Below are 12299 nucleotides of genomic sequence, written 5' to 3'. Positions count from 1 at the left end.
GTGGAAAAAGTACAGCTAAAATTAACCAATGGACTGCAAAGTAACGATAACAGCTGATTTAAGTGTCATTAATCCATCTAATTCCTTCAATCGTGCAGTTTGAGGAGGAGCAGGTGTACAATTTCCACTTAATATAATTTCGAAGCACAATCAACTACTACCACTAGCCTCCGCACTCGTATGATGCTGATCTGGCAGCATAGATTGCGGGGTTTCTGACAGGGAACGAAGGAGAATCCGATGAGTGACTTGAAGGTATATCAATATCCCAAATGCAGCACCTGCCGCAGCGCAGTGAAATGGCTGAAGGAGCAGGGGCATGAGCTTACCCTCCAGCATATTGCCGAGCAGCCGCCTACCGTAGAGGAGCTGCGCGTGCTGGTGAAGAACAGCGGACTGCCGCTGAAGAAGTTTTTTAATACGAGCGGTGAAGTATATAGAGAGCTTGGCCTGAAGGACAAACTGGCGGATCTTAGCGAAGACGAGCAGCTTGCGCTGCTGTCCGCCCACGGGATGCTGATTAAACGGCCGGTCGTCACGGACGGCAAGCAGGTTACTGTCGGCTACAAAGAGGATCAGTACGCTGAAGCCTGGAGCAACGCCTAAATTACAGAATACAAGGAGAGGTTACACATGAGCACAGAAACAGAAATGAAGGGCCGGGTAATGATCGTTGATGGAATGGCTCTGCTGTTCCGGGCTTTTTATGCTACCTCTTATGGAGGATATATCCGCAAGACCAGCGCCGGGCTTCCGACGAATGCGGTGTATGGATTTTTGCAGTATTTTTTCGACGCGGTAAGTACGTTTGAGCCTTCACATGTGGTCTGCTGCTGGGATATGGGCAAGGGCACGTTCCGCTCGGAGAAGTATGACGGCTATAAGTCCAACCGCATTGACGCCCCGCTGGAGCTGATTCCGCAGTTCGATCTGGTGAAGGAAGTGGTGGCCGAGCTGGGCGTGCCGAATATCGGTCTGGTGGGTTATGAGGCAGATGACTGCATCGGTACACTGGCTTCGTGCTATAGCGGGGAGTCGGAGGTCTATATTCTCACGGGTGACCACGATATGCTGCAGCTGGTGAATGACAGTGTCAAGGTCGTGATTATGAAAAAAGGCCGCTCCAACTACAAAGTGTATGATCCGGCGGAACTTTTGGCTGAACGGGGACTTACTCCTGCGCAGGTGATCGACCTGAAGGGCTTCATGGGCGACACCAGCGATAATTATCCCGGTGTGAAGGGCATAGGCGAGAAGACCGCAACCAAGCTGCTGACCGAATACGGTACGGTGGAAGGTGTGATCGAGAACCTGCATCTGCTGCCCAAAGGCGTACGGGCCAAAATCGAAGCTGACCTCGACATGCTGCATCTCTCGCGGGAGCTGGCGGAAATCCGCTGCGATGTACCGGTGGTCTGTGAACTGGCGGACTGTCTGTGGTCGCTGCAGCGGGATAACGCGGCACGCAAGTTCAACGAGCTGGAGTTCGGCAGCCTGATGCATCTGATCGGCGGGATCGCCGAGGCCCGGGATGACCGGGGAATCGTACAGATTGAACTCGGAGATTTGGGCTGAAGCAGCACGATAGAATTAGTACAAAAAGACAGTAATGCTCACCTATTTGGGAGCAATACTGTCTTTTTTTAAATAGAAGAATTTATATGTTTCACATGATAGATTATCCTTCTATTTCTCGCTGAAACGAATGCCGTCCTTTAAGAGGACGGTGAAGCCTTGTCTACTTGCGGGTGAAGATGTATACAGCGTTGTCCTCGGACGGCGGCAAGATGAGGCGGGATAATTCCTCATTCAGCTCCATGTCAAAATCTTTGGCATTGTAGTAGGAATCAAAATCACCGGTTATCGCAGGGTCACGGGTACCAATAACGATGTACATCTCCACAGAACCGGAGTGAAAGACATGCTTCTCGTAAGGGTTGCCGGGGACCGGCCATGAACAGATGACAACCTTGGGAGCATAGCGGTTCAATGCGGTTTTGGCGTCTGCTCGTACTACATGAGCGGGATAAGAAATATAGTGTGCCCAGCTATAATCATCGGTTGCTGTGCATGGCGTACCGTTATCGTTCAAGAATCCGGTTAATGTGCCGTCACCCGCAGCGATCTCCAAACACTCACGATCACCGATCAGAGCGGACAGCTGCTTGATTAAAGGCTTGGAATAGAAACAATATATCCCTTGTTTATTAACAAGCGGCATTAGAATTTTGGGGTTGATGATCAGTTTCCAGAATACCCGGAACAGGATAAGAGAAACGGGCTTGCGAACAAGCTTTTCCCGGAACAGCAGTCTCTGCAGAATGAAACCATCCCATAGATTGAAGCGCACGGGTCCGGCAGAGGTCTCCGAGGAAACTGCAAATTGCAGCTGTTCAATCAGATAAATCGCAAAGCGGGCCTTGATAATATGGGGAAGAAAGGTGTTGATGGTGGTTTGATTGAAGCCGCTTTTGACAATTTTATTCTTGGCAATGGTTGCACTGCTTGTATATTTCCGGAGTGAATGCTGAATGAGGTTGGATCGTCCACGGCTGGATATGGCATTGATCTCAAGCAGCACCTCGTCTTTGTATTCAGGGTATTCTGACAAAAGCGTGCGGGTATCAACTTCATTCCTCAGAATCTGCTCGGCAACAGCTTTATTGAATGTCTGCATGGTTGTCTCCTAGTTCAAATGACAATGCCGTCGCAATGATCCACCTCATGCTGGATGACCTGCGCCGCAAATCCTGTGAACTTCTCATAATGCTTCTTGAAATTATAGTCGAAATATTCTACCTCAATATAGTCATATCGTTTCGTTGTGCGTACGCCTTCAAGCGACAGGCAGCTTTCCTCGGCTTCATAAGGACGGGCGCGCTTCTTGATCACCGGATTGATCATTGGGATGGTCAGCTGATGCTCGATGCGGATGGCGATGATGCGCTTGTTGACACCGATCATATTAGCAGCCATGCCGACACACCGGTCTGAATTGGCGCGCAGGGTTTCCACAAGATCCATTAACACCATCAGATCCTTGTCCGTCGCCGGAGTGGACCGCTGGCTTAGTATCGTTACATCTTTACAAATAGGTCTGATCATCATACTCTCCATTTGTGCGTTATTTGTGTGTTAATAATATCATTTTTTGCCGGGAAGTGAAATGCGGGGGGCGCTGTGTGCTGTGCAAGATAAAGATTGACGAACCGGAGGAAGCTTGACTATAATATTAATATAAGTGTTAAATGATTAACAAATATATTAACCTAAAGAGGAGCGTTAACTTCCCATGGCAGAACGCATTGTACTGAACACCGACATCCGCAAAGGTAAGATTGACCGCAACATCTACGGACATTTCGCTGAGCATCTTGGACGCTGTATCTATGAAGGCATCTGGGTGGGCGAAGATTCCCCAATTCCGAACACTAAGGGTATCCGCAACGACGTAGTGGAAGCGCTTAAGGAAATGAAGATTCCGGTACTTCGCTGGCCGGGCGGCTGCTTCGCCGATGAATACCACTGGAAGGACGGTATCGGCCCGAGCGAAGAGCGCAAGCGTATGATTAACACACACTGGGGCGGCGCGGTAGAGAACAACCATTTCGGTACGCATGAATTCATGCTCCTCTGCGCGATGCTGGAATGTGAGCCGTACATCAACGGTAATGTAGGTAGCGGAACCGTGCAGGAGATGTCCGAATGGGTGGAGTATTTGACCTTTAACGGCGTATCCCCGATGGCTGAGCTGCGCCAGAAGAACGGCCAGGAAGAGGCCTGGAGTGTAACTTACTTCGGCGTGGGCAATGAGAACTGGGGCTGTGGCGGCAATATGCGTCCTGAATATTATGCTGATCTGTACCGCCAATATCAGACTTATGTGCGCAACTATGGAGACAACAAGATCCACCGGATCGCCTGCGGTGCGAATGCCGATGACTATAACTGGACTGAAGTGCTGATGCGCGAAGCTACCCGCTTCATGGATTCCCTTACTCTGCACTACTACACCCTGCCGACTTCCGATTGGGCGAATAAAGGTGCGGCTACCGGCTATGGAACGGATGAATATTTCAACACCTTGAAGAAGGCGCTGTTCATGGATGAGCTGGTGACCCGTCACAGTGTCATTATGGACAAATACGATCCTGAGAAAAGAGTAGGCCTGATCGTCGATGAATGGGGCACCTGGTATGATGTAGAGCCGGGTACGAACCCGGGATTCCTCTACCAGCAGAACACGATCCGCGATGCGCTGGTTGCCGGTCTGACCCTGAATATCTTCCACAAGCACAGCGACCGTGTGCGGATGGCGAACATTGCCCAGACCGTTAACGTGCTGCAGGCTGTCATTCTGACCGAAGGCGAGAAAATGCTCCTGACTCCAACCTATCATGTATTCAACATGTACAAGGTGCATCAGGATGCAGAATTGCTGGAGCTGACTGTAGACAGCCCGGTATACAGCTATGAAGGCGTAGAGATTCCTGAAGTATCGGCTTCGGCTTCCGTCACAGCAGAGGGCGTTATTCATGTCAGCCTGTGCAACCTGAATCACGCTGCACCGGCAGTATTGCCGCTGGAGCTGCGCGGACTGGCTGGACAATCAGCAACCGTAAGCGGTACTACACTTGCTGGCGCTTCCATTGATGCTCACAATACTTTTGAGCAGCCGGAAGCTGTAAAGCCGCAGGCGTTCAACGCCTTCAAGCTTGAAGGTGATACCCTGACTGTTGAGCTGCCGCCAATGTCGGTAACTGTGCTGGCAATCACTCCGAAAGCGTAAGGAGAGCATCAGCATGACAACCACTTCAGCCTGCAAAGGATGCCGGGAGGAGTACAAGGTAACGGACGCGCAGATTGCCCGGATTCTGGCCTCGTCCATGTTCAACCCCGGCAATACCGCTTCAGACGAGGTCTATGCCGAGCGGCTTGCCCTTTGCGGGGCTTGCCCCAAGCTGCAGGATGGCGTGACCTGCACCGCCTGCGGCTGTATTATACCTGTCGTGGCCCGGCTGAAGGCCCGCGGCTGTCCGCTGCCGGGCGGCGGGATGTGGCAGCCGGTTCAGGAATGACGGCTGGGGGTAAGCGGCTGAGCGGGTAGAAGATAGCGGATAGAAGATAGAGGCAATGCTATATGAACACCTCCAACCTGCATAATTGCAGCGGGTTGGAGGTGTTTTTGGTTTGTAATGGGAAGTCTGATAGCCTTCCATTGAAGATAGGGGGCGAGATTAGAAGGATACAGGATTCGGGAGCTGCCGGAGGCAGGCTGGGAGGAGACGGTAGTTGGCTGATAGTCGGGTCGGAAGGGGACGGTAGGGAGAACTGAAGGAGAAGCAGAGAAGAGACAAGGGAGAAACCAAGGAGTAAACAAAGGAGAAAATAAGGGGGAATAAAGCGAGAAGCCGAGGAGAATCAAAGGAGAAACCAAGGGGAAATAAAGTGAGAATCCAAGGAGAAACCAAGGAGAAACCAAGAGGAAATAAAGTGAGAATCCAAGGAGAATCAAAGGGAGAAATCCCTCTGGTCCAGCGAAAAGTGGGCTGGACGAGGACGTGAGAGGGAAAAATCCCTCTGGTTCAGCGGAAAGTGGGCCGGATGAGGAAATTAGAGGTATAAATCCCTTTGGTTCAGCGGAAAGTGGGCTGGAGGAGGAAATGAGAGGGAAAAATCCCTTTGGTTCAGCCGCGTGTGGCGTAAGGAGAGTACTAAGGAGCACTAGTGCACCAGAATTCACCGGACGCTGCCCATATGAGCCAATAAGGAGCACAAGTGCACCTCAATTCACCGGACGCTGCCCATATGAGCCAATAAGGAGCACTAGTGCACCTCAATTCACCAGACGCGGGCCAGATGAGCCAATAAGGAGCACTAGTGCACCAGAATTCCCCGGACGCAGGCTAGATGAGCCAATGAGGAGCACAAGTGCACCTCAATTCACCAGACGCGGGCCAGATGAGCAAATAAAGAGCACTAGTGCACCAGAATTCACTGGACGCAGGCCAAATGAGCCAATAAGGAGCACTAGTGCACCTCATTTCACCGGACGCTGCCTAAATAAGCCAATCAGGAGCATTAGTGCACCTCATTACGCCCGGTACCGCCAGATGCAGGCGAATGGAGAAGCAGCTTCTAGATGGAAGCGGGCAGGTCGGCAGCAGTGTCCGTATAAAAAAGTTCAAATACTAGATCCTCGTTATAATTGCCGAATCCCTTGCCGAACAGCGTAAGACCGCCGATATGCTCGGCATTCTCCTCAACCGAGAGTCTGAAGGTCCACTGTTTATTACGGATACCTACCTGATCCAGAGTAACCTCGGACAGCTTCTGTCCATCCATGAAGGTGCCAGCCTTGGTAATCCGCAGCTGCTTGAGCAGCCCGTATTGGTTCGTAAGCGCTGGCCACCAGGCCGGGGTATATTTACCCGGATTATCCCCGTAGTCGCCGGGGCTTGTCCAGAAGCCGAGAGACTGCCCGTTCAGGGTGAAGGTAATGTCCGAGGGCCAGTTATTGTTGACGGACGGGGCTTCGGAAGCAATCTCCATGGTGATCGCAAGCTCCTCCGGCCTCTGGCTCGACAGCAGGAAATTCGGGATTTTGTATTCCACGAACCCCTTGCCGAACCACAGGATACCGGCATTCACCCGCTCCTGATCCCAGAAATAACGGGGATCGTCGAAGTGGCCGATGACCCGCTCCGTTGTAGACAATCCGCAGGTAGGTTCAATCTGGAAGTCCGAATAATGTCCCACCGGAATCTCCTTGCGGTATCCCCTGCGCGGGGTCCGGGCTTGTCCGGGAAACACAATCTCCGCTCCGTCGGCGGCGAGCGTACAGATCTTCTGCAGGCCGCTTTTGCCGGGAGCCATATGGCTGCGGATCAGCCCTGCCGCTTCCAGCTTGCGTACATGCATCGTCATAATGGCGCTGCTGAGCTTAAGGGCTCCGGCCAGCTCCTTCACGTTCATGGGGGTATCGGACAGCAGCCGCAGCATGTGCAGGCGCACCGTGCTGGATAAAGCTTCGTACACGGGCAGTGATTGTTCGGTTAGATCAAGTTTCATCGGATGCCTCCACGCTCAGGTTATATAGTTAATAATTATATTACTCAAATAAACTTTCTACAAGCAAATGAATGCAATGGATAGCTTATTGGGCTGCCTTTCCAATTTATATCACAGACAGGCTAATCTCTGTCCGCTATGATGTAGGATGAATTAGCGATGAAACAAGGTGCTCTTGCCTCGAGCGGGCAAGGGATAACAGGGAATCGGGTGCAAGTCCCGAGCGGTCCCGCCACTGTAAGGAAGAGCTGAACTTCATGAGGTCACTCGGGAATTCCGGGGAAGACGAAGTCCACAGCGCCGGTATTCCAAGCCAGGAGACCTACCTTGTCGACGCACACCACGACTCTACGCGGATAGGAGCGGTGTACGGATAGGTTAATGAGATGAAGCGTTCTGCCCTGAAGGACCGGAGGAATCTTGAGTTTAGAGAGGACACCCGGTTTATAGCTGCTGGCTACAAGGACACGGCCCAAGTGATGGGACGATGGAAAGCACCTTGTTCCGTTTAGCTACGGACTGCGCGCTCTATCGAACTTGCCTGCGTACATACACTCCCACCCATCAGGGTGGGTTTTTTTTGGGAAGATAAGAATGTATATGCTCCGCGCATGAACATTCCTTATCTTTCCCGCTGAAACGGATTGCGTTCTCTTGAAGGATGGCGCAGCCGGTTCTGTTTGAAGTTGCAAGGATGTACAGAAACTCAAAAACATGGAGGCTGACAAATGAAGAAGCGTAGTTTTTGGAGCTTTGCGGCACTGGTTGCCGGATTTACCGTGTACTTTATGCTGAATGAGCCGGGTACGGCCCGGGCCATGCACATTATGGAAGGGTTCCTGCCGGTAGGCTGGGCCGTGTTCTGGTGGGCGGCGTTCATACCGTTCTTCGTGCTGGGGATCATCAGACTCAGAGCCATGACCCGGGAGAATCCGGAACTGAAGCTGCTGCTGGGTCTGGCAGGGGCGTTTACCTTTGTACTGTCTGCGCTCAAAATGCCTTCCGTAACCGGAAGCAGCTCCCATCCCACCGGTACTGGACTTGGTGCTGTGATGCTGGGGCCGCTCCCGATGGGCGTGATCGGCTCTATTGTCCTGCTGTTTCAGGCGGTGCTTTTGGCGCATGGGGGGATCACTACGCTGGGTGCCAATGCGTTCTCGATGGCGGTAGCGGGCCCTTTTGCCGGATATGCCGTGTATAAGCTGATGATGAAGCTGCCGGAACGGGAGAAGCTGGCATTGTTCTGTGCCGCAGCCGTAGCGGATCTGAGTACGTATGTCGTGACTTCCTTTCAGCTTGCGGTGGCTTTTCCGGCGGCGGATGGCGGCGTTCTGGCCTCTTTTCTCAAATTCGGGGGAATCTTCGCCGTAACGCAAATCCCGCTGGCTGTCAGTGAGGGGCTGTTGACCGTATTGCTGTGGAACTGGCTGAAATCGTATAGCCCGAATGAATTGTCGCTTCTGAAGCGCAAGGTGAACGGAGGAAGAGCCTGATGAGCAATAAGTGGAAAAACGGGTTGATGCTGCTGGCCGTTGTCCTGCTGTGTGTGCTGCCGCTGCTGCTCGTGGAGGGGGAATTCGGCGGGGCCGATGATGCGGCTGAGGGAGTAATTACGGAGCTCAATCCTGACTATAAGCCCTGGTTCAAGCCGCTTGCCGAGCTGCCGGGGGAGACGGAGAGTATGCTGTTCGCCTTGCAGGCAGCAATCGGTGCCGGAGTGATCGGTTATACCCTGGGGCTGCTGAAAGGAAAGCAAGGCGGGACGAAGCAGAATAGCAGCAAGTGATCAGACGGATTGACGTTCTGTCCTATAATAACGCGCTCAGGCTGCTGTCTCCCATGTGGAAAAGCGCATTCGCAGCCCTGATGTTCCTGCTCTCCTATACCGTGCATCCTTTTCTGCAAATTGCAATCACCCTATGGATGATGTCGTGGTGTATTCTGCAGGCCAGAATTCCCTTCCGTGCCTACGGACTGCTGTTTGGCACAGCGCTGCTGTTCTACGGCCTGAGCATCCCGGCCCTGCTGGTGGAATTCGGGCATCCGGCAGCGGGGCAGGCGGGTGTATTCCAGCTTCCGGGCCTGCCTCTGCCGGTATATATCACAGCGGCAGGACTACAGCGGGCCGGAGAACTGCTGGCCAGGATCTCGGCCTGTATGAGCTGCTTCTTCTTCCTGATGTTCACTACGCCGTTCAGTGAACTTCTGCAGGTACTCCGCAGGCTGCGGATGCCGCAGATTGTGCTGGAGTTGATGCTGATTATGTACCGGTTCCTGTTCCTGCTGACAGATGCGGCGCACGGGCTATTGCTGGCCCGGCGGCTGCGCGGAGGCCGTAGAGGGTATAAGGCGAAGCTGCGGGAGACTGCGGCTATGGCGGGAGCGCTTTTTGGCAACACGATGCACCGTTATTATGGATTATCGCAGGGGCTGCTGGCCCGCGGATTCACCGAAGAGATTATTCTGCCGCCCTATAGCGCGCGCCCTGTGCCGCGGCGTTATGCTGTCCAGGCGTATGCCGGGGTAGCAGTGCTGGTGCTGGCGCAGCTCTGGCTGTGGGTGCGGGGGTGAAATTTGGCCAAATCACATTAGAGGAGTAAGCAATGGATATGGAATATAGTCTGGCTTTTGACGGGGTGATGTTCCATTACCCTGACACGAAGGAGCTCGCGCTGCATGAACTGACACTCTCCATTCCCAAAGGCAGCAAGACAGCGGTGCTTGGTCATAACGGCTCGGGCAAATCAACGTTGTTCCTCCATGCCGTAGGCATACTGCGTCCCCAGAGCGGCAAGGTTCTACAGGGAGGCAAGGAGTTATCCTACGCCAAAAAAGAGCTGGCTGCGCTGCGGCGGAGGGTGGGCCTGGTCTTTCAGGACCCGGAGCAGCAGCTGATCCTGAGTACACCGCTGGAGGATGTGTCGTTCGGACTGCGCGGGAGCGGCATGGATGAACCGGCTATCGCTGGACGCTGCCGGGAGGTCATGGAGCTGCTGAATCTGGCTGAGCTGGGCCATAAACCGATTCACCAGCTGAGCCTGGGGCAGAAGAAGCGCACGGCCCTCGCCGGTGTAATGGCCATGGAGCCGGAACTGATTCTGCTGGATGAGCCGACCTCGTATCTGGACCCGTTATCGGAGCTGCAGATGCTGAAGGGTCTTGAAGCTATACATGCTAAAGGTACAACAGTGGTTATGGCTACACATGACATGGATCTGGCTTACCGCTGGGCGGACTGGATTATTGTACTGGATCACGGAATGTGCCGGGCGGAGGGAACACCGGAGGAGATTTTTGCCGGCCGGGAAAAGCTGGAGGCGATCGGGCTGAGACTGCCGCTGCTGGCTGACTTATGGTACAGCCTGCCTGCAAGTCTGACCGGTGGACAAAGCGCTCCCCGCACAGCCGGGGAATTCAAAGCACGGCTCCATCCACTGCTGAAGCTTGAACACAGTTATTTATGAACGGGGGAAGAAGGATGAAGAACCAAGGGAAACTGCTGATTATCGGCTTCGGCCCCGGAGCGCTGGAGCATATTACCGGCCGGGCACTGGCTGCCCTCGAAGAGAGTGAAGCGGTAATCGGCTATAACACTTATGTGGAGCTGATCCGGCCGCTGCTGCGGCACCAGGAGATCGTGGGCACGGGGATGACAGAGGAAGTCAGCCGGGCCCAGGAGGCCGTGCGCAGAGCCGAAGCCGGACAGAAGATTGCAGTAATCTCCAGCGGCGATGCCGGTGTCTATGGAATGGCCGGTCTCGTCTATGAGGTGCTCATGGAACGGGGCTGGAACCGCAAGGAGGGTGTGGAGGTGGAGGTGATTCCGGGAATATCGGCGATTCAGTCCTGCTCGTCTCTGCTTGGGGCGCCGATTATGCATGATTCCTGTACGATCAGCCTGAGTGATCATCTAACTCCGTGGGAAAGCATTGCTGCACGTGTGGAAGCGGCGGGGGCTGCGGATTTCGTCATTGCCTTTTACAATCCCCGCAGCGGCAGACGGACGCGGCAGATCGAAGAAGCGCGCAAGATCCTGCTGCGCTATCGTGATCCGGCTACACCGGTCGGCATTGTCAAAAGCGCCTACCGTGACCGTCAGCAGACGATCGTAACGACGCTGCAGGATATGCTGGAGCATGAGATCGGCATGCTCTCGACAGTTGTGGTCGGCAATTCTGCGACCCTTGTCTATGAGGGGCTCATGGTTACGCCGCGCGGCTATGAGCGCAAGTATAGTCTTGGTGCGCAGACGCAGACGCTGAAGCCGCATGAGCGGCTGCGCACGGCAGCAGAGCCTTGGTCGCTGGCTGCGGCGGAGTCCGGCCGGGCGGAGGAAGCGGCTGTTGCGGGAGGGATCGACGTAGCAGCGGCGAGAGGAATTGCTGAGGCGGGAGGGGGCGAAGAAGCAGCGGCAGGAACAATTGTTGTTGCGGGAGGGATCGAAGGAGCAGCGGCGGGAAGCATGGCTGGGGTGGCGCGGATGGAAGAAACAGCAGGAAGCGTGGCTGAGGTGGCGCGGATGGAAGGCGCGGCGGCGCTGAGCTTAACAGCGTCTGCGCGTGTGGAGCGGACCGCTGGCCCTTCGGTCCGCATGGCGGAAATCCAGGATGCCGCGCGCGGACTGGAGATTGCTCCCCCCATCGGCAGCCGCAGCTTCAGCGGCATCCAGTTGAAGCTGCTGGCGGAGCTGGCAGGGGATGAGGGGCAGCTGAGCTATACGAAGGACGGATGGTTTTCGCTGCACGGAAGCCGGAGTGAAGAGGCTGGGGCAATAGCGAGGCTGATAGAGGCTGGATTGAATGTAAGTCTCCCTGGAGATTACATAAAAGTGAAGACCTGCGGTTTCTGTGAGCTGCGCAAAAGCGGGGCGTTAAGTGCAGCCGCACGCCTGCACACCCAACTGCACGGACTCGCTGCGCCCAGAGAGCTGCACATCAGTGTGGCCGGCTGCGGGATGGCCTGCAGCTCGGCTGTTCTGGATGATATCGGCCTTGTAATGTCACGCGGCAGCTATGAGCTCTATCTGGGCGGGAAGAAGTCCGGCCGGGCAGCCCATGCCGGCGTTCTGGTCCGCGAAGGGATGAACGAAGAGGAAGCAGTTACAGCTGTCGCTGCGGCCGTGGAAGACTATAGAATCCATGGACGGGAGAAGGAACGGTATCATGCTTTTTGGGAACGGATGAACAGCACAAGAGGAGCTATTAATGAACAGGACAGCTTAGAAGGAG

Annotated in this window: 11 protein-coding genes, 1 pseudogene and 1 riboswitch; of the genes and pseudogenes, 9 read left to right on the top strand and 3 right to left on the bottom strand. The window is 54.3% G+C overall.

Annotated elements, in window-relative coordinates:
- The first annotated feature begins 240 nt into the window (after positions 1 to 240).
- Together HQN87_RS22970 and HQN87_RS22965 are read left to right on the top strand one after the other, a co-directional pair.
- A complete protein-coding gene (locus tag HQN87_RS22970; protein ID WP_173138037.1) occupies positions 241 to 606 on the top strand; it encodes an arsenate reductase family protein in 366 nt (121 codons plus the stop codon).
- Between the two features lie 27 nt (positions 607 to 633).
- On the top strand, positions 634 to 1575 hold the full coding sequence (locus HQN87_RS22965; protein ID WP_173138035.1) for a 5'-3' exonuclease: 942 nt from the start codon (positions 634 to 636) through the stop codon (positions 1573 to 1575).
- 163 nt (positions 1576 to 1738) lie between these two features.
- On the opposite strand, the gene HQN87_RS22960 is transcribed toward HQN87_RS22965, so the two are convergent.
- On the bottom strand, positions 1739 to 2677 hold the full coding sequence (locus HQN87_RS22960; protein ID WP_173138033.1) for an SAM-dependent methyltransferase: 939 nt from the start codon (positions 2675 to 2677) through the stop codon (positions 1739 to 1741).
- A 14-nt stretch (positions 2678 to 2691) separates the two neighbouring features.
- Positions 2692 to 3105, bottom strand: a complete 414-nt coding sequence (locus tag HQN87_RS22955; RefSeq protein WP_173138031.1) for a peptide deformylase — start codon at positions 3103 to 3105, stop codon at positions 2692 to 2694.
- Positions 3106 to 3292: 187 nt separating this feature from the next.
- Between HQN87_RS22955 and HQN87_RS22950 the strand changes: the two genes are divergently transcribed.
- On the top strand, positions 3293 to 4789 hold the full coding sequence (locus tag HQN87_RS22950) for an alpha-N-arabinofuranosidase (protein ID WP_173138029.1): 1497 nt from the start codon (positions 3293 to 3295) through the stop codon (positions 4787 to 4789).
- 13 nt (positions 4790 to 4802) lie between these two features.
- Entirely contained in the window at positions 4803 to 5078 is a 276-nt protein-coding gene (locus tag HQN87_RS22945; RefSeq protein WP_173138027.1) for a DUF6171 family protein, read from the top strand.
- A gap of 1060 nt (positions 5079 to 6138) precedes the next feature.
- On the opposite strand, the gene HQN87_RS22940 is transcribed toward HQN87_RS22945, so the two are convergent.
- Complete coding sequence (locus HQN87_RS22940) at positions 6139 to 7071, bottom strand: ArsR/SmtB family transcription factor (protein WP_173138025.1); 933 nt, start codon at positions 7069 to 7071, stop codon at positions 6139 to 6141.
- Between the two features lie 150 nt (positions 7072 to 7221).
- Positions 7222 to 7415: riboswitch (cobalamin riboswitch) on the top strand.
- 384 nt (positions 7416 to 7799) lie between these two features.
- Between HQN87_RS22940 and HQN87_RS22935 the strand changes: the two genes are divergently transcribed.
- The 5 genes and pseudogenes from HQN87_RS22935 to cobJ form a co-directional block, all read left to right on the top strand.
- Positions 7800 to 8564, top strand: coding sequence for an energy-coupling factor ABC transporter permease (locus tag HQN87_RS22935; protein ID WP_173138023.1), 765 nt, complete (start codon positions 7800 to 7802; stop codon positions 8562 to 8564).
- Positions 8564 to 8857 carry an energy-coupling factor ABC transporter substrate-binding protein gene (locus tag HQN87_RS22930; protein ID WP_173138021.1) on the top strand — a complete coding sequence of 98 codons (294 nt, stop codon included), beginning with the start codon at positions 8564 to 8566 and terminating at the stop codon, positions 8855 to 8857. The genes HQN87_RS22935 and HQN87_RS22930 overlap by 1 nt, the downstream gene beginning before the upstream one ends.
- On the top strand, positions 8854 to 9642 hold the full coding sequence (gene cbiQ, locus HQN87_RS22925) for a cobalt ECF transporter T component CbiQ (protein ID WP_173138020.1): 789 nt from the start codon (positions 8854 to 8856) through the stop codon (positions 9640 to 9642). The genes HQN87_RS22930 and cbiQ overlap by 4 nt, the downstream gene beginning before the upstream one ends.
- Before the next feature lie 32 nt (positions 9643 to 9674).
- Entirely contained in the window at positions 9675 to 10535 is an 861-nt protein-coding gene (locus tag HQN87_RS22920; protein WP_173138018.1) for an energy-coupling factor ABC transporter ATP-binding protein, read from the top strand.
- A 14-nt stretch (positions 10536 to 10549) separates the two neighbouring features.
- A pseudogene (gene cobJ, locus HQN87_RS33240) lies at positions 10550 to 12280 on the top strand (precorrin-3B C(17)-methyltransferase); the annotation flags it as partial.
- Positions 12281 to 12299 lie beyond the last annotated feature (19 nt).

Origin of the sequence: Paenibacillus tritici (assembly GCF_013204885.1) — a bacterium.
Lineage (GTDB): Bacteria > Bacillota > Bacilli > Paenibacillales > Paenibacillaceae > Paenibacillus_AQ > Paenibacillus_AQ tritici.
This window is presented reverse-complemented; position numbering and strand designations above follow the sequence as displayed.